This is a genomic window from Streptomyces sp. SX-6 (genome assembly GCF_059089585.1).
The window spans coordinates 291,029-309,572 of record NZ_JBTHHU010000006.1; the positions used below are offsets into that span (position 1 = coordinate 291,029).

13 protein-coding genes are annotated in these 18,544 nt (G+C 68.3%); 8 read left to right on the forward strand and 5 right to left on the reverse strand.

What is annotated here, in order from left to right; translation table 11 throughout:
* Window positions 1-111: 111 nt before the first annotated feature.
* The 4 genes from ACV530_RS10255 to ACV530_RS10270 form a co-directional block, all read right to left on the reverse strand.
* Entirely contained in the window at window positions 112-1,314 is a 1,203-nt protein-coding gene (locus tag ACV530_RS10255; RefSeq protein ID WP_494332009.1) for a cytochrome P450, read from the reverse strand.
* 29 nt (window positions 1,315-1,343) lie between these two features.
* On the reverse strand, window positions 1,344-2,171 hold the full coding sequence (locus ACV530_RS10260; protein ID WP_494332010.1) for a phytanoyl-CoA dioxygenase family protein: 828 nt from the start codon (window positions 2,169-2,171) through the stop codon (window positions 1,344-1,346).
* A gap of 72 nt (window positions 2,172-2,243) precedes the next feature.
* Complete coding sequence (locus tag ACV530_RS10265; RefSeq protein ID WP_494332011.1) at window positions 2,244-3,473, reverse strand: beta-ketoacyl-[acyl-carrier-protein] synthase family protein; 1,230 nt, start codon at window positions 3,471-3,473, stop codon at window positions 2,244-2,246.
* Window positions 3,470-3,718 carry a phosphopantetheine-binding protein gene (locus ACV530_RS10270; protein ID WP_494332012.1) on the reverse strand — a complete coding sequence of 83 codons (249 nt, stop codon included), beginning with the start codon at window positions 3,716-3,718 and terminating at the stop codon, window positions 3,470-3,472. The genes ACV530_RS10265 and ACV530_RS10270 overlap by 4 nt, the downstream gene beginning before the upstream one ends.
* Before the next feature lie 296 nt (window positions 3,719-4,014).
* Between ACV530_RS10270 and ACV530_RS10275 the strand changes: the two genes are divergently transcribed.
* The 6 genes from ACV530_RS10275 to sbnA all read left to right on the forward strand — a co-directional run bounded on the left by ACV530_RS10275 (window position 4,015) and on the right by sbnA (window position 12,931).
* Complete coding sequence (locus ACV530_RS10275; protein WP_494332013.1) at window positions 4,015-5,172, forward strand: cytochrome P450; 1,158 nt, start codon at window positions 4,015-4,017, stop codon at window positions 5,170-5,172.
* Window positions 5,173-5,301: 129 nt separating this feature from the next.
* Window positions 5,302-7,266: an AfsR/SARP family transcriptional regulator gene (locus tag ACV530_RS10280; protein WP_494332014.1), complete on the forward strand. Its 1,965-nt coding sequence runs from the start codon at window positions 5,302-5,304 to the stop codon at window positions 7,264-7,266.
* Window positions 7,267-7,335: 69 nt separating this feature from the next.
* Window positions 7,336-9,882, forward strand: a complete 2,547-nt coding sequence (locus ACV530_RS10285; protein ID WP_494332015.1) for a non-ribosomal peptide synthetase — start codon at window positions 7,336-7,338, stop codon at window positions 9,880-9,882.
* A complete protein-coding gene (locus tag ACV530_RS10290) occupies window positions 9,879-10,868 on the forward strand; it encodes a TauD/TfdA family dioxygenase (RefSeq protein WP_494332016.1) in 990 nt (329 codons plus the stop codon). Before ACV530_RS10285 ends, ACV530_RS10290 begins: the two co-directional genes overlap by 4 nt.
* A 19-nt stretch (window positions 10,869-10,887) precedes the next feature.
* On the forward strand, window positions 10,888-11,925 hold the full coding sequence (gene sbnB / locus ACV530_RS10295) for a 2,3-diaminopropionate biosynthesis protein SbnB (protein ID WP_494332017.1): 1,038 nt from the start codon (window positions 10,888-10,890) through the stop codon (window positions 11,923-11,925).
* A gap of 13 nt (window positions 11,926-11,938) precedes the next feature.
* Window positions 11,939-12,931 (forward strand): 2,3-diaminopropionate biosynthesis protein SbnA, encoded by a 993-nt coding sequence (gene sbnA / locus ACV530_RS10300; RefSeq protein ID WP_494332018.1) that lies wholly within the window; start codon window positions 11,939-11,941, stop codon window positions 12,929-12,931.
* On the opposite strand, the gene ACV530_RS10305 is transcribed toward sbnA, so the two are convergent.
* Window positions 12,919-13,287 (reverse strand): hypothetical protein, encoded by a 369-nt coding sequence (locus tag ACV530_RS10305; protein WP_494332019.1) that lies wholly within the window; start codon window positions 13,285-13,287, stop codon window positions 12,919-12,921. The genes sbnA and ACV530_RS10305 overlap by 13 nt on opposite strands.
* A gap of 336 nt (window positions 13,288-13,623) precedes the next feature.
* Here ACV530_RS10305 and ACV530_RS10310 point away from each other — a divergent pair, with 336 nt between their 5' ends.
* Together ACV530_RS10310 and ACV530_RS10315 are read left to right on the forward strand one after the other, a co-directional pair.
* Complete coding sequence (locus tag ACV530_RS10310; RefSeq protein ID WP_494332020.1) at window positions 13,624-13,839, forward strand: MbtH family protein; 216 nt, start codon at window positions 13,624-13,626, stop codon at window positions 13,837-13,839.
* Window positions 13,840-13,960: 121 nt separating this feature from the next.
* Window positions 13,961-18,544 (forward strand): condensation domain-containing protein (locus tag ACV530_RS10315; protein WP_494332021.1); only part of this gene is annotated, 4,584 nt, incomplete at its 3' end.

Consider the following 18,544-nt stretch of genomic DNA (forward strand, 5'->3'; position numbering starts at 1 on the left):
CGGGGTGGTTGACGGCATGCCGTGCTGCTCGCACAAGCGCAAGCAGCACGGCGTGAACGTGCAGGTCATCGCCCACCCGGACGGGACACCGCCCGACGTTGGTGTCGCTCGTCAAACCGTGGCGAGGAGCACGGGCAGCTGTGCAGGGCCGTTGACGACGATTGAGCTCAGCAAGGTGGGCTCGCCGTTGGGCTCGATGCATGGCGACCTTGTGAGCAACTCGTTGTAAATGTGCCGCAGTTCGACGCGTGCAAGCACGCTGCCGATGCAGAAGTGCTCACCGAAGCCCAGCGCAAGGTGTCGGTTCGGCTGTCGGCGGATGTCGAACGACTCGGGATCGGGGAACGCCGACTCGTCGCGGTTGGCCGAGGGCAGCCAGAACGTGACGCGGTCACCGGCCGCGATCTGCCGGCCGCGGATCTCTACCGGCCGCGTCGCGGTGCGCATGATGTGCGTTGCGGTCGAGGTCCAGCGCAGGACCTCTTCGACCGCTGTCGGCAGGAGGGCAGGGTCTTCTACGAGGGCGCGCCATTGGCCGGGGTGGCGGAGGAGCGCGAGCATGCCACCGGCGGCCGCGATGCGTGTGTTTTCGGTGCCGCCGACAAGAAGGTTGTCGCAGTTGAGGATGATGTCGTCCGGAGTGAGGCGCTCGCCGTCGATGTCGGCTGTCGCCAGGACGCTCACCAGGTCGTCTGCAGGGTTCTTCGCCCTGTCCGCTTGCAGCGCCTCGAAGTAGCCGAGGATGTCCAGGTGGGCAAGGCGTTGGGTCAGCGGATCGTCGGCGCCGAACGCGGCACTGGTCAGGGTGAAAAGCCGCTCCCAGTCGGGACTGGGGATCCCCATCATCTTGCAGATCACAAACAGCGGGACGCGGGCCGCGACGTCGGTGACGAAGTCGCATGCGCCGCGTTCGAGGGCCTGGCCCACCACGCGGTGCGTTACCTCCTGGATGTCCCGTTCCATGGCTCGTACCGACCGTACCGAGAACCACTCGTCGATCAGCCCGCGCAGTTGGCGGTGGCGGGGCGGGTCGGTCAGCGCGAGGGTGCGTCCGCCACCGGGGTCGGCGCCATGGCTGTCGGGGCGGAGCAGAATACCCCGGGCCGAGCTGAACGTGGCCGAGTCGCGGTATGCGGTGCGTATGTCGTCGTACTTGGTCAGGGCCCAGAAGCCGGGAAGGTCCGTCGGCTCGTGCCAGTACACGGGCTGATGGGCGCGCAGCCACCGCCACTGGACGAAGGGGTCGCCTTTCGCGTACAGCTCGGGGTCGACCAGGTTGATGTGCGGGGGCTGTTCGGCCACGTCGGTCGGCATGGGGATGTCTCGCAACTCTGCTCGGCGCGTCAGAACGACACGAAGTCGAAACGCTCGTCGGCGCGGTGCTCCACGGGTGCGGTGTCCCGGGAGACCAGGAAGGCGGGGCGGGTGGGGTGCGCCGGGGCGTTGTCGACGGCGTTGTAGGTGATCAGCAGCAACGCACGGCGGTCTGCTGACAGGTTGTTCGACGAGGAGTGCACGATGCTCGGATGGAACACCTGGATGGAGCCTCGCGGACCCAGGAAGAGCTTGCGCCCGCTTTCGTCGGCCATGGCCAGCGCCCGGTCGCCGTTCACGGTGTAGGCGAGGTCGGCGGACACATGTGTGCGCCAGTCCGATTCGGTGCCCTGCGCGCGGTGCTCGGGCAGGTCGAGCAGGCCGAGGCGCTGTGATCCCGGGATGACCATGAGCGGTCCGTTGCCCTCATGGACATCGTCCAGGGAGACAGCGAAGTTCACGGCGTCCGGGCGCGGCATGCCGTCCTCCTCGTGCCAGAACGCGAAGTCCTGGTGCCACGGCCAGGCGGCCCCCTCGTGCGCCTGCTTCAAGTTGACCTTGAACTGATAGACGTACACAGGGCCGCCGATGAGCTCTTCGGCCAGCCCGACGAGGTACGGCAGGCGGACCAGGGCCGCGCACACCTCGTCGAAAGCGTGGCACCCGTGGATGGCCCGGACGGTTCGGCTGCCCTCCTCGTGGACCACCTCGGGTCTGCGTTCCTGGCCGATGGCGAGCACACGGTCGCGGATCAGCGCGACGGTGCTGTCACTGAAGCGGTACGGGATTTCACTCCAACCATCCTTCCGGTAGGCCGACTTGATGCCGTTGAACGGGGCGGTGGCGACGCTGGGCATGGACACGAACCTCCTGCATGACTTAGGGGAAGGGGCCCTCGGCCGGGGCGCGGGCCGTGCGGGCCCGGCCGGTCAGCCGGAGGTCAGGACGAGGGCGGCGTTCTGGCCGCCGAAGCCGAAGGATGTGCTGAGCGCGGCGGACGTGAACGTATCCCGGGGCTTGTCGGTGACCAGGTCGAGTCCGGCGGCAGCCTCGTCCACCCGGTCCAAGTTGGCGGTGGGCGGCACCCGTTGGTGTTCAAGAGACAGGAGAGTGAAGGCGGCCTCCAGGGCTCCGGCCGCGCCCAGAGTGTGCCCCGTGAGGCTCTTGGTGGCGGTCACCGGAGGAGCGTGCCGGAACACGCGGTCCAGCATCTTCGCTTCCGCGGCATCGCCGAGAGGGGTGGCGGTGCCATGGGCGTTGATGTGTCCGATGTCGGACGCCGTGAGGTCCGCGTCGGCGAGGGCGGTGCGGGTGGCGAGTTCCGCGCCGCGCCCTTCGGGGTCGGGCTTGGTGAAGTGATAGGCATCGGCGGAGGCGCCGTAGCCGGCGATGTGGCCACGGACGCGGGCCGCGCGCGCCCGTGCGTCCTCGGTCCGCTCCAGTACCAGGATGCCCGCGCCCTCGCCGAGCACGAATCCGTCCCGGTCGGCGTCGAAGGGGCGAGAGGCCTCGGCCGGTGCCGTCACCCGAGTGGACAGCGCGCCCATGCGATGGAAGGCGATGCTGGTCGCCCGGGAACGGCCCGACTCGGCGCCGCCGACTATCGCCACATCGCAGCTGCCGGACCGCAGCAGGCCACGGCCCAGGCCGATGGCCGTGGTGCCGGAGGCACAGGCCGTGCTGACGCTCAGGCTGGGCCCGAATGCCCGTAGATCGGTGCTGATCTCACCAGCCGTCATATTGGTCAGGCAGCGTGGCAGGAACAGCGGCGACACCAGCGGGTGGCTCTCCTCGACGAAGTGCTTGAGCTGGTCCTGCCAATGGCGGGTGCTGGTGCCGGCCACCCCCAGGATGACGGCGACGCGCGTGCCGTCCCATGCCGCCGGGTCGAGTCCGGCGTCCGCCACCGCCTCACGGGCCGCGACCAGCGCCATCTGCGTATAGGGCTCCAGGCGCCAGGACAGGTCGCGTCCCAGCAGCGCGTCCCCGTCGAAACCGGGCACGGCACAGCAGAAATCCACGGGCAGACCCGCAAGGAGGCTTTCACTGGCGGCGGTCGGCACACCGGCGGTCAGGCCGGACCAGTTCGCCTCGATGCCGATACCGAGCGGGGAGACCATGCCGAGGCCGGTCACCGCCACCGCGGGGGAGGGGCTCACGAGGCGGCCCCGGCAGAGCTGTTCATGTGGGCCCTCACGAGCTCCACTGCCTCACCGATGGTGCTGTCCGGGGTGAGATCCAGAGGCGGAACGCCATACTCCTCGTCAAGAATCATCGAGAACTCGACGAGTGCCAACGAGTCGATTCTGAGCTCGACGAAGGTCACTTCGGGGGTGATGAGCGACTTGTCGATGCCCAGCGCATCCGAAAGCCGCCGGGCGATCTCGTCATAAATACTGGACATCGGGAGTTCCTTCCAGGAACAACTGGGCATGGGAGAGCCATCAGGATCCGGAATGTGGTTCCCGTGAAGGCTTCTGAACGGATGGCATTCCCACGGGAGTTCGCACGTACGATGCGGCGTCGCACTCAGCTGTATTCGCCGTCTTCGACCTGACGTGTTCACGTGACCCTAGGCCATGGCTCTCCGCCGGGGCAAGCGCCTGCCGGGTTTTCACTCATCGATACATGAGTGAAAACAAAGCGATAGGCGTCGCGCGTATCGTGCCGGGCAGCACATCGCGATGGGGAGAGTCATTGATGCCGAATTCCACGGACGTACGTGAAATGCTGCCGGTCGGCCCTCTGCCGATTCCTTGCGATCCCGACGGCACAACTCCCGTCCAGTGGGTGCACACCACCAGTGGCGAGGGCTTCTGGGCGGTGTCCGACTACCGCCTCGCCCGCCGGGTGCTCGCCGACCCGCGATTCAGCCGCGCGGCCGCCGTGGCGCCGGAGATGCCCAAGCTGACGAGCATCGACCCATCGCCCGACTCCATCGTCAGCCTCGACGGCAAAGCGCACGCCCGGCTGCGCAGGATTGTGGCGGGGGCCTTCACCGAGCGCCGTATCAGCGCTCTGCGCCCGGTTGTCGAAGCACACACGGCCGGGCTCCTGGACGCACTGGCCGCCGGCGAACAGCCGGCTGACCTGGTCACCGGCCTGGCCGCACCACTGCCGCTCAGCGTGCTGTGCCATATGCTCGGCATCCCGGCCGCCGATCACGAGAGCTTCCGGGAGTGGGTGCCTGTCCTCTTCGACCTGGATGGAGAGGGCCCGGCCAGCCGGACCCGTGCCTTCCGTATCACCCACTACATGTCCAAGCTCATCGGCCGCAAGCGCCGTGAGCCGGCCGACGATTTGATCAGTGCGCTGATACAGGCAGCGGACGATGAAGGGCAACTCACCAACCGTGAGCTCATCACGTTGTCGCTGTCGCTTCTCATGGCCGGGTACGACTCCACTGCCGACCAGATCGGCCTGGCCTTTCTGAGTCTTCTGCACGACCCCGCCCGCGCGGCGGCCCTGCGCGCCGACCCCTCCCTTGTCCCCGGCGAGGTAGAGGAATTGCTGCGGGTCTGTCCCTCGGTATCGGTAGGTTTCCCCCGAGCGGTCACCGAACCCGTTCAGCTCGCGGACGTCACCATTCGGCCCGGCCAGCCCGTTGTCGTCTTCCTCATGGGCGCGAATCGCACCCCTCGTGATTCCGGCGGCCCGACAGGAAACCCTCACCTGGCATTCGGCCATGGAGTGCACCGCTGCCTCGGTGCCTCGCTGGCCCGCCTCCAGCTCGCCGTGGTCATCCGCATGACCCTGGACCGCTTTCCGCACTTGGCGCTCGCCGAGGACATCGACGACCTGCCCTGGAAGCCGGCCGCGGCAACCCGCGGCCTCGTGGCGCTGCCCGTCCGCTGGTGACCGGGGACATGGAGACGGCGGCTGCCGAAGAGGGATCCTGACATTCCTCCGGGGCCCGGGACATGCCTATAGTGATCGTCGGTCGCACTTACGACGGGCACAACAGGGCGGATCCGGGAGAGATTTGGTATGGCGTCATCTGCTGCCGAGCACGAACTCGTACCGGGAAGAATCGCGATAGCGGCTCTGGGCGCGCTCTCGGTGACCGCCGACGGGCAACCGGTCGTGATAGCAGGCCCACGTCAGCGCACCATCTTCGCGATGCTCGTTCTCGCCTGGGGCCGAGTCGTCTCCGTGGACGATCTGGTGGACGCCGTATGGGGAGAACAGCCGCCCAGCACGGCACGGACCCAAGTGGCGATCTGTGTCGGGGCATTGCGCAAGGCATTCCGGGCGGCCCAATGCGATAGGCCGGTCATTCTGACCACCCACCCCGGATATCAGCTGGTTACGTCAGCCTGTTCCTTCGACGCCCGGGACTTCGCCACCATCTGCGCCGAGGCCGCCGACAATGTTCGCCGGAAAGCTCTCGAAGAAGCCGTCGGGCTGTATCGCAAGGCGGTGGATCTATGGACCGGCCCCGCCCTGTCCGGAGTCGGGGGACAGCCGGTGGAGGACGAGGCGACGCGCCTGGAAGCCGAACGCCTCGCCGCCTACGAGGCGCTGTTCGACGCGGAACTGGCACTCGGCCGCCATCAGGAAGTGCTGCCCGAACTCTCGGCCATGGCGGACGACAAGCCCCTGCACGAGAAGTTGCGCCACAGCCTGATGCTCGCCCAGTACCGGTCCGGGCGACGGGCGGAGGCCGCCGAGGGATTCCTCAACTGGCGCAAGCGTTTCGTCGAGGAGATAGGGCTCGAACCGAGCGAGAGCATCAGCCAGCTGCACCGCGCCATTCTCCAGGACGACTCCGAACTCTCCCTGCAGACCGACGACGCGCCACGGCGCAAGCCGCTTGCCGTACCGGCGGAACTGCCGCCCGTCATACCCGACTTCCAGGGACGCGAGACGGAACTCGCGACGCTGGACACCCTGCTGGACGACCTGAAGGACGAGCACACCCCGCCGCGCACGGGCGTGATCGCGGGAATGTCCGGCGTGGGCAAGACCAGCCTCGCCCTGCACTGGGCCCATGGCGTCCGGGAGTCCTTTCCCGACGGACAGCTCTATGCGGACCTGGACCACTACGACTGGACGCAGGAGCCTGCCGTGGTGCAGGCTCTGCTGAGCCGCTTCCTGCGTGCTCTCGGTGTCGCCGCCGAGATGATCCCGCACTCTCCCGACGAATGCGGTGCGTTGTACCGCAGCCTGCTCGCATCGCGGCGCGTCCTGGTGGTCCTCGACAACGCCCGTGCGTTCGCCCACGTTCAGCCGTTCCTGCCCGGCCACGGTTCCTCGCGGATTCTCGTCACCACCGGAATCCGCCATGACCCGGCCGTAGGCCGCGGCATGGTGCGCGTCGACCTTGACGCGTTTTCCCTTCCTGAAGCCATGGAGCTGGTGACCACCATCACCGGGGAACGGTGCCTGCTGGACGATCCGTTGGCCCTGCAGGCGCTGTGCCGGCTGACCGGCGGGCAGCCGCTCGCGCTGCGCGCGGCAGCGGGCCGCCTGGCCGCCAAACCCCACTGGTCCGTACACCACTTCGTCAACCGCCTCACCGACGAACGCCGCCGCTTCGACGAACTCAGCGCGGGAGGACTCGAGCTGCGCATGGGACTGGAGCGTGACTACCGCGCACTCCCCGAGGCGGCGGCCCGCATGTACCGCATGCTGGGCCTCTTCGACACGGCGGACTTCACCGTCCGACTCGGGGCCGCCCTGCTCGACGTGGACGTGACGGCGGCCGAGGACGCCATGGAGCAGCTCTTCGACATGTATCTGCTGACCGCGCTGGGTGCGGACGCCGAGGGGATGCTGCGTTACGCCTTCCCCGAACTGGTGCGCCTCCATGCCCGCGAGCGGGTCATGGCCGAGGAGACCGAAGAAGCGCGGTCCACTGCCCTCGACCGTGTCTGCGGAACGCGGCCGGTGATCCCCGTGCATTCCCGGGGAATTTCCAGTCGATATCCCACCGATAAAGGGACCGCCTAATGTCCTTCGTGTCAGGTGAACGGCACGGCTGACCGCAGAAGAACGCCGTGCGCACGGAAGGTACTTGGTGTGGCAACCGCGCCTCGGACGTTTTGGCAGGACATGCTCAGCGGCGGCGGATTCACCCCACTGCCCCGATGGCCGGGAGACTCGACGGAAACGGCGGGCGCGGTCGGCCTCGTGATGCCGACCGAGTCCCCGGGCGCACCTGCCGCACTGCACACGGCGATCCCGGAGGAGACCGCGCAGGCGCTGTGGCGCCTGCGCGAACGGTCCGGAGTACGGCTGGACACCGCCGTACTCGCCGCGTACGCCAAGGTGCTGACGCGGGTCACCACCGAGCCGGCGGCGGCCTTCGGCTACCGGCCGCTCACCACCGGACCGGCCCTGTGCCGGCTGCCGCTCGTCGACGGCAGCTGGCTCCGGCTCCTCCGCCATGTCGCCGAGGCCGAGTCGGAACTCCTGCGCCAACTGCCCTTCCTCCCGGGCGACCAGGGCGCCACACCCCTTTACGACACCCTTTTCGTCACCGGTCGCGCGCCCCGGGCCAACGACCTCGCACCGGACACCGTGCTCGCGGCAGGTGTATCCCTCGACAACGGCATGACGCTTGTGCTCCGTCACCGTCCGCAGGCGGTGGGCGCCGGTCAGGCGGGCCGGTTCTCCGGCTATCTGCTGGCCGCACTGCGCGCGATGTCGGAGAGTCCGGATACGGATCACCACACCTGGAGCCCGCTGTCCGCCGATGAAGTCGCCTACCAGACAAGGGGTTTGGCCGGACCCCGCCGGGCCCTGCCCGACCGGCGCGTCCACCAGCTCTTCGAAGAGCAGGCGCGGTTGCGCCCCGATGCCGTCGCGGCCGTCCACAACGGCACATCCTGGACGTACCGGCAGCTCAACCAGCGTGCCAATCGAGCCGCGCACGCCCTCCTCGGCGCGGGGCTGCGTACCGAGGACGTCGTGGCAGTGGTCATGGATCGTGACCTGGACTGGCTGGCGGCCACGCTCGCCGTTTTCAAGACGGGGGGCGTCTACCTGCCGGTGGAACCGAAGTTCCCCGCCGACCGCATCGCCGCCATGCTGGAGCGCAGCGAATGCCGTCACATCCTCACCCGGCGCGGTGTCTCCCACAGCCTGGACCAGGCGCTGGCCGGCCTGCCCGGCGTGCACACACAATGCCTCACGGAGCTGCCCGAGGGCCCCGTCACCGATCCCCGGGTGCCCGTGGCGGCCGGTCAGAGCGCGTACATCTACTTCACTTCGGGTTCGACCGGAACACCGAAGGGCGCCGTGTGCGAGCACGCGGGCTTCCTCAACCACCTCCTCGCCAAGATCGACGACCTTGGCATCGCGGCGGGCACGGTGGTGGCACAGACCGCCCCGCAGTGCTTCGACATCTCTCTGTGGCAGCTCCTGGCGGCACTCGCCGTCGGCGGGCGCACCGTCATCGTCGACCAGCCGGCCGTCGAGGACGTGGCGCGTCTCCTCCATACCCTCTCCGCCGAACGGGTCGAGGTCCTCCAGGTCGTGCCCTCCTACCTGGAGACCATGCTCACCGAGCTGGATCGCGCACCGCTTCAGCTGTCCGGCCTGCGCTGTGTGTCGACGACCGGAGAGGCACTGAAGAAGGAGCTGGCCGAACGCTGGTTCGCGGCCTTTCCCCATGTCGCGCTCGTCAACGCCTACGGGCTCACCGAGACGTCGGACGACACCAACCACGAGGTGATGCGGGGCGTTCCGGACCAGGCATCGGTGCCCCTGGGTAAGCCCATCGCCAACGTCCGGGTGTACGTGGTCGACGAGTCGCTCCAGCCGGTGCCGCTCGGTACCGCGGGGGAGATCGTGTTCTCCGGCGTCTGCGTGGGCCGCGGTTACGTCAACGACGAGGAGCGGACCCGTGCCGCCTTCGTTCCCGACCCGCATATGCCCGGAGAGCGGCTGTACCGCTCCGGTGACATCGGGCGCTGGCTGCCCGGTGGAAGCCTGGAGTTCCTCGGACGTCGTGACGCCCAGGTGAAGATCCGGGGATTCCGCATCGAGACCGGTGAGATCGAGAACCGGCTGCTGCGCGTTCCCGGCGTGCGCGACAGCGCCGTCATCGTGGGCGGTAGTGGGGCGGGCGGACAGCTCGTCGCCTACTACACCGCTTCCGCCGAGCTGTCCGCGGACGAACTGGCGGCGGCACTCGGCACGGCACTGCCGTCGTACATGGTGCCGCACCACTTCCACCGCCTGTCCGAACTACCCCTCACCGGCAATGGCAAGACCGACCGCAAGGCGCTGCTCCGGATGGCCGGGGAACCGGACGCGACAGAAGAGAAGCCGGGCAAAGGAGAGGCGCCGCAAACGGAAACCGAGTGCCGCCTGGCCGGTCTGTGGGCCGACATCCTGCGGATCCGGGTCGACAGGATCCGACGCGATTCCGACTTCTTCGGCCTCGGCGGAACATCGCTCACCCTTATACGCCTGGCCATCGCGCTCGACCGCGTGCTCATGCCCCACGAGCTGCGGGACACCGTACGGCTCGCAGACCTCGCCACGCTGCTCGACGCCCGGGCCCCACACCAGACCGCATCCGCGGCGACCGAGCAGGAAGACCACCGACCGGCATCATGACCGACACCACCTCATCCATTGACGTGCTCTCCGACGGCTCGCGCCTCCTCCTGGAGGCGGGCCGCATCCCACAGCTCCAGCCGCCCGGCAGAGATGTACCCACCACCGGCATACGGGAGGGGCTCGCCCGGCACGGCGCGGTCCTCGTCCGGGGCCTCGTCCTGGCCGGCCCCGCCGGCCTGGCCGCCGTGGCGCGCGCCCTGGGCGTGGTGCCGATGACGGAACGCGAAGGCTTCGCCGCCCGCGACTACTTGGGGCAGGGTGTCTACTCCGCCTCACAATGGCCCGCACACGAGCCCATGTGCATGCACCATGAGCTGAGTTACGCGGACGAGATACCCGGGATCGCCCTCTTCGGCTGTCTGCGGGCACCGCAGCGAGGCGGTGCCATCGGGGTGGCGGACGCACAAGCGGTCCTGAGAGCCCTGCCCGTGGAGATTGTCGAGTCCTTCGAACGGGACGGCTGGCTGCTCGCCCGGCACTACGGGGAGGTGGGGCTCGGCTGGGCGGAGGCGTTCGGTGCCGAGGACGCCGATGGCGTGGCCGCGTACTGCCGCGACCACGCCATCGACCACCGGTGGCTGCCGGACGGGTCACTGCGCACGGTGCAGCGCAGGGCGGCGATCGCCACCCACCCGGCCACCGGCGAACGCCTGTGGTTCAACCAGGTCGCGTTTCTCAACGAGTTCACCATGGATGAGGCCATCCGGGAGTACCTGATCTCCCTCTACGGCCCCGACTCGCTGCCTTTCACCACCCGCTACGGCAGCGGGGAACCCATCCCCGAGGCGGTGATCCGGACCATCAACGAGGCGTACGACGCGGCCACTTCGAGTGAGCCATGGCAGACAGGCGATGTGCTCGTCGTGGACAACCTGCGCATGGCCCATGGCCGAACCGCGTACCAGGGGCAGCGCGAAGTGGTCGCGCTCTTCGGCGACCCGGTGCGCCTGACCGGGCACCTACGGCCCATGGCCGCCAACTGACCTCCAAGGGAGCCTTTCCATGCCCGAGCAGTACGCGGCGCCTTCGTTCTCCGTGATCTCCGGAGCCCAGGTGCGGCAGGTTCTCGACGGCCACCAGCGGGAGGTGGTCGAGTTGATCGAGGCCGCCTACCGCCTGCACGGCGAGGGACGGACCGTCAACCCGCCCTCGTACTTCCTGCGGTTCCCGGACCGGCCGTCATCCCGCATCATCGCCCTGCCCGCCGCGGTCGGCGGCGACATCCGCACCGACGGCCTGAAGTGGATCTCCAGTTTTCCGGAGAACGTCGACCGCGGCATTCCCCGGGCTTCCGCCGTGCTCATTCTCAACGATCACGACACCGGATATCCACTGGCCTGCCTCGAGAGCTCCATCATCAGCGCCGCGCGGACCGCGGCCTCCGCCGCGCTCGCCGCCGACCGGCTCGCGGCCGCACGAGGGGACCGGCCGGCCCGGATCGGATTTCTCGGCGCCGGCCTGATCGCCCGCTATGTGCACTCCTGTCTGGCGGCCACGGGCTGGGTGTTCGACGAGTCCGGTGTGTACGACCTGGCGCAGGAGCACGCCGCCGGGTTCCGGGACTATCTGTGCCGGGCCGACGACTCCGGGCCGGTCACCGTGCACGCCAACGCCGAGTCACTGATTCGCTCTTCGGACCTGGTGGTCTTCGCGACGATCGCCGGGACACCGCACATCACGGAACCCGCCTGGTTTGCGCACCACCCGCTGGTGCTCCATCTGTCACTGCGCGACCTGGCGCCCGAGGTGGTGTTGGAGGCCGCCAACATCGTCGATGACATCGACCACTGCCTCAAGGCCGACACCTCGCTGCACCTGGCCGAACAGCGCGTTCACCACCGGGAGTTCGTCGACGGAACCCTGTACGACGTGCTGACCGGGCAGGTGCGCCCGGATGCCGGCCGGACGGTGGTGTTCTCGCCGTTCGGTCTGGGAGTACTCGACCTGGCACTCGGCAGACACATCTATGACACGGTCCGCGCCAAGGGCGAGTTGCACGTTGTCGACGGCTTCTTTCACGAGATGCGACGCTACGGCTGAGGCGGGAGGCCATATGCCGGTCATCTCGGCGCCCCAGCAATTCAACCAGGACGATCTGTTCGTCGACCTCGACGGAGTGCTCGGAATACCGTTGTTCCTCAAGTGCGAGGGATTCAACTTCGCCGGCTCCATCAAGCAGAAGGCCGCTGTGGCGATGGTGGAAGCAGCCGAACGGGACGGTGTCATCACACCGGACTCCATTCTGGTGGAGTCCTCGTCGGGAAACCTGGGCATCGCGCTGAGCATCATCGCGGCCGGCAAAGGTTACAGATTCCTCTGCGTCACCGACTCCCGCTGCAATCCGGCCGCCAAACGCCTTATGACGGTGCTCGGCAGCACGGTGCACACCATCACCGAGCCCGACCGCGAAGGCGGCTTCCTCGCCGCGCGCATCAATCATGTACGCCGCCTGTGCGCCGCGGACGACCGGTATGTGTGGCTCAACCAGTATGTGAACACAGCCAATTGGCGCGCGCACTACCGGCACACGGCGCCTGCGGTCGACCGGACCTTCCCCGGCCTCGATGTGCTGTTCGTCGGAGCCGGTACCACCGGAACGCTCATGGGGTGCGCCCGCTGGTACCGGGAACACCGCCCGAACGTCCGTATCGTGGCCGTGGACAGTGTGGGTTCCGTGACATTCGGGAATCCGCCAGGGCCGCGCATGATTCCGGGACTCGGCTCCGGGGTGCGACCGCCGTTGCTGGACGAGGAGTTCATCGACGAGGTGATTCTCGTGCCGGAACGGGAGACGGTTCGGATGTGCCACCGGCTCGCCAGAGGAGGATTCGTCTTCGGCGGGTCCACCGGAACCGTGGTGAGCGGAGCCCGGCGGTGGCTCGGCTCGGCGGACCGGCGGACCGGACTCACCTGTGTGGCGATCTCGCCCGACATGGGTGAACGCTATCTCGACACCGTCTACCACACCAACTGGGTGGAGAGTACCTACGGATACGGCGTGACCGGCCCGGCGGAGGCGGACCTCATGGAGCATCAGATCAGCTGAATCCGGCTCCGCCTGCCATCCTCCAAGGTGGCCGAGTAGCAGTACGCGGCGCGGGGTGTGGAGAGCAGCGGCACCGTCCAGGCATCCGCCGCGACAGAGGCGTGGCAGGCCGCGAGGACCTCCGGTCCCTCGATGCGCCGGTCAGCGGACCTGGCGTAGAGCCTGCCCGCCGACACAGCTTCCTGGCAGGTCGGCTCGAGCAGTTCGACGTGGCCACGGTCGTAAAGGCTCTGCACAGCCGTACCGATGCCGAATCGGTGCCTCTTCGTGCAGTATTCGTTCCAGCAGGTGCGCATCGAGCACGCGACCGCGAAGGTGACCGTGGGTATCACCAGGCGCATCTCCCCGGCAGTCACCGCGGCATTGGCGGAAGACGCGGCCGGGGTATGGCCGACCGCTATCTCGTACAGGGCAAAGGAATCGGCGACAGCACACCTGTCCGGCTTTCCCGGAAGCTCTTGCAACTCCACTGAAACTCCCCTCCATTGCTCGGCAGTATAGGCGACGGAGCAAGGGGGCGGCGCGGCGCGCGGATCTCAACTCATCGGCCGCAGCGGGGGGATGGTCGAGTGATATCGAAGTGATTGAAGCCCGTGATGGGATACCCGCATCGGGCCTGTGAGTATCCTCTGGGCCCGGAATCGCTCTTCCTGCTGTGTCACAAGAGCCTTTTCCGAGAACGAGGTCGTGGTATGACGAACCCCTTTGAGAACACCGAAGGAAAATTCCTGGTCGTGATGAACGACGAGGAGCAGTACTCGCTGTGGCCCGGCTTCATCGAAGTTCCCGAGGGCTGGCGGACTGTGCTCGAGGAGACGGACCGACAGGCCTGCATCGACTTCATCGAGGAGCGCTGGACCGATATGCGTCCCAAATCCCTCCGTGATGCCATGGACGCACACGCCTGAGGACGCCGGGCCGTGGGGGGGCGTCCCCCGGCGCCGCCCGCCCCGCCCCGATTTCCGTTTCGCCGTTTACAACTCATGGGGTAGGTAACAGGTGTCTGGCACTCAAGCCGTTCGTCGGCCGTTGTCCGCTGCGCAGTCGGGTGTCTGGTTTGCCCACCAACTGGGCCTCACCGACATGGACTTCAGCCTCGCGCAGTGCATCGAGATCCGTGGCGCGATCGACGTGGACCGCTTCACGACCGCCGTCCGCGCGGCCCTCGATGAGGCGGAGGCCCTGCGTGTCCGCTTCACACAGGACGCGGAGAGCGTGTGGCAGACACCTCAGCCGGTTCCCGGCGACATCCTGACCCTCCGCGACGTATCGGCGGAGCCCACCCCGGCCGAGACCGCTCTGCGCTGGATGCGTGCGGACCGCGCCCGTCCGGTCGACCTCCTTGCCGACCGGCTGTATGAACTCGCCCTGTTCCGCCTGGCACACGATCACTACCTCTGGTACACACGTTCCCATCATGCCGTCGTCGACGGTTATGGCGCCTCCTTGTTCACCCGCCGCGTCGCGGACATCTACACCTCTCTCGCCGAAGGCAGGCCCCACGGCGACTCGCCTTTCGCCTCCCTCGCCTCCCTCGTCGCGGAGGACGAGGAGTATCGCTCGTCGCCCGACTTCGCCGAGGATCGCGCATATTGGGAGGCCCAACTCGCCGACCGGCCCGCTCGGTTCAGCCTCTCGCGCCGCACCGCCACCTCGAGCGGCACGTCGCTGCGTGCCACCACGCACCTCGCGGCGGAGCTCAATGACGATCTCATCGCTGCCGCCCGCGCGGGCCGCACCCACTGGTCGGTCGTACTCATGGCGGCCGTCGCGCTGTATGCCCACCGTATGACGGGTGCGGACCGCATCACACTCGGCTTCCCTGTCACCGCCCGGGTCACCCGGGATGCCCGTCGCACCCCTGGAATGACCGCGAACATTCTGCCCCTGCGGCTTGCCTTGTCCGCGGGCGACGACTTCTCACGGATCATCGAGCGGACCGCCCAGGCCGCCAAGGAAGCGCTACGACACCAGCGGTACCGCCAGGAAGACCTCCAGCGCCACTTCGCCGCATCCCCCGGTACCTCCGGCTCCTTCGGGCCACAGGTCAACATCATGCCCCTCGACGACGGCCTCGGCTTCGGCGCACACCGCGGGAAGGTCCTCAACCTCGGCAACGGCCCCCTCGACGATCTGGCCTTCGACATTTACGGAACGGCCCGCGGCGAGCAGCTCGCCATCCACCTCGACGGCAATGAGGCCCTCTACACCGCCGATGAACTGACCCGGCACCTGGCCAGGTTCGAGCACACCCTGGCTGCGGGGCTCGCCGAACCCGACCGCCCCATAGCCGAGTTGGACATCGTGCCGCCCCGAGAGCGACGGCTCGTCCTGGACACGTGGAACACCATGGCCACCGCCAGGGGAGCCGACACACTGCCGGCGTGCGTCGCGGAACAAGCACGGCGTACGCCCGACGCGCCCGCGGTGATCGCCGGGGACGGCATACGCTCCTACGCCGAACTGGATGCCCGGGCCAACCGGATCGCCCGGCTGCTCATAGAGCACGGCGCGGGCCCGGAGCGCACCGTCGCCCTGGCCCTGCCCCGGTCCACCGAGTGGGTTGCGGCAGCGCTGGCAATAGCCAAGGCGGGCGCGGCATGCCTGCTCCTGGACCCGGATGCCGCGGACATCGAGGCCCACCGGCTCCCCGACTCCGGGGCGGCGCGTCCCGTGTGCGCGGTGACCTCGGTCGACACCCCGGCGACACTGCCCGCCGGACTTCTCCGAATCGCTCTGGGCGAGCCCGGCGCCGAGCAGGCCCTCGCGCTGCTGTCCGGCGCCGACGTCACCGACGAGGACCGGCTGACACCGCTGCTGCCGTCCCACCCCGCGCACATCAGCCACCCGGCCGGTCTGATCACCCCGTACGCCGCGCTTGCCAACCAGCTCGCCTGGATGCGCACCACCCCCCTGCCGCAAAGGACCGGCGAGCGTGTTCTGTACGGCACCGCGCCGCTGTGGGACTGCCACTGGGCCCTGGGCAGTGGCGCGACCCTTGTGATACCCGGCCCCCACGAGGACCAGCGCGACGCCAACCGACTGGCCGCCGGCCTCGCCTCCGACATCCGCACCCGGCGAATCACGGCGCTGCACACCACCCGCACCGTGCTCGAGGCGCTCCTGGCACACCTCGGCGAGCCGCACACGGACCCTCTTCCCTCCTTGCACACCGTCGTCTGCGATGGCGAACCCCTGACCGCCCGGCTCATCGCACGGTTCCACGACGTCCTGGGCGAGACCACCCTGTACACCGCATACGCGCCCGCCGAAGCCGCCGTGCACGCCACCGCCGGCAACGGCGAGGCCATGGATGAGCCCGGCGGCTGCCTCATCGGCGGACCTGTGGCCAACACCCGGGCCTATGTACTGGACGCATTGCTGCGGCCGGTGCCGGTCGGTGCGACCGGCGAACTGTATGTGGCAGGAGCGCAGGTGGCGCGTGGATACGCGCACCGCCCCGCCCGCACGGCCGGGCGCTTCGTCGCCGACCCGTACGGCACGCCCGGAGACCGGATGCACCGCACCGGAGACCTGGCACGGTGGCGCACCAACGGCACCCTTGAGCTCATTCCCCCCATGGGAGAGTCCGGTCTCATCGAGGCCGCCGTGGCCGCGCACCCCCACGTCGGCCAGGTGGCCATCGTCCACGTGGACGGGCTTGGCATCACCGCCTACGTGGTACCGCGCGCCGACACCGCCGACCCGGACGCGATCCGGCTGTTCGCCGCGGAACGCCTGCCCGAGGCACAGGCACCGACGGCCGTGACGGTACTCGACACGCTTCCCGTCACCGCCGGGCACACCCTCGACCACGCGGCCCTGCCGCTGCCGGACCCGGCAACAGCACCGTCCCGGCGCACCGCGCGGACCCCGCGCGAGGAGGCGCTGTGCCGCGCTTTCGCCGAGGTCCTCGACATCGACACACCCGGCATCGACGACAGCTTCTTCGAACTCGGCGGCCAGTCCCTCACCTCGATCCGGCTGCTGAGCCGAGTGCGCACCGAGTTCGGCGTCGAACTCCCGGTACGCGCCCTGTTCGAGACACCCACCGTCGCCCAGCTGGCACGGCGAATCGACGAGGCGGAAGGTGCCACCAGGGTCGCCCTGGCTCCCGTGGAGCGCACCGCCCGGGTCCCGCTCTCCTTCGCCCAGCGTCGCCTGTGGTTCCTCAACCGCCTCGAAGGGCCCGCGTCCTCCGCGTACAACATGCCGTTCGCCGTGCGGCTCACCGGAACCCTGGACCGCGATGCGCTGGAAACGGCCCTGCGGGATGTCATGGTCCGGCACGAGAGCCTGCGCACGGTCTTCCCGGAAGGGCCGGGCGGCGTACCTCACCAGAACATCCTGGACGCCGACGCGATACCCGCCACGCCACTCGAGACCGTGCCCACGAGCCCGGACAAGCTGACGGCCATGCTCACCGAGGCCGCCGACCGCGGCTTCGACCTGACCACCGAACTCCCCCTGCGCAGCCGGCTCTTCGCACTCGACGGGACCACGCATGTGCTGCTCGTCGTACTGCACCACATCGCAGGGGACGGCTGGTCGATGGTTCCCCTGGCAAAGGACCTGATCAGGGCGTACGAGTCGCGTGCGATGGGGGAGAGCCCGGACTGGCAGCCGTTGCCGGTCCAGTACGCGGACTACACCCTCTGGCAGCACCGCGTCCTCGGCGACGACAACGACCAGGGCAGCCAGCTGACACGCCAACTCTCGTACTGGACCCACGGGTTGGCGCACCTTCCGGAACAGCTCGACCTGCCCGTGGACCGGCCCCGCCCGGCCGTGGCCTCCCACCGGGGCGAGAGAGTGCCGGTCGAGATCCACGCCGATATCCATAGGGCTCTGAACGCCCTGGCGCAGGAAACCGGCGCAAGCCTGTTCATGGTGGTGCGGGCGGCGTTTGCGGCGTTGTTGTCGCGGTTGGGTGCGGGGACGGATATCCCGATCGGTTCGCCGATTGCCGGGCGTACGGATGAGGCGTTGGACGACCTTGTCGGGTTCTTTGTGAATACGCTGGTGCTGCGCACGGATGTGTCGGGTAACCCGACCTTCCGTGAACTGATCGGGCGAGTCCGTGAGAACGACCTGGCCGCTTTTGCCCACCAGGATGTCCCGTTCGAGCACTTGGTGGAGGCGCTCAATCCGGCGCGTTCGATGGCCTCGCATCCCCTGTTCCAGGTGATGCTCGCCTTCCAGAACAACGCGGCACCCCACTTCGAACTCCCTGGTCTCACCACGGTCATCGACCAACTCGACACCCATACATCCAAGTTCGACCTGCTTCTCAACATCACCGAGCAGTACGACACCGACGGTAAGCCAGCCGGGCTGACGGGATTTCTGGAGTTTGCTGTTGATTTGTTTGATCGGGTGACGGTTGAGGGGTTGGTGGGGCGGTTTGGTCGGTTGTTGGGTGCGGTGGTGGTGGATGCGGATCGGTGTGTTGGTGAGTTGGAGGTGGTGTCCGGGCGGGAGCGTTTTGAGTTGTTGGTTCGGCGTAATGACACGGGGGTTGGGGTGCCGTGGGTGTCGTTGCCGGAGGGGTTTGAGGAGCGGGTGGCGTGTGCGCCGGGGGCGGTTGCTGTTGTTTTTGAGGGGGTGGAGTTG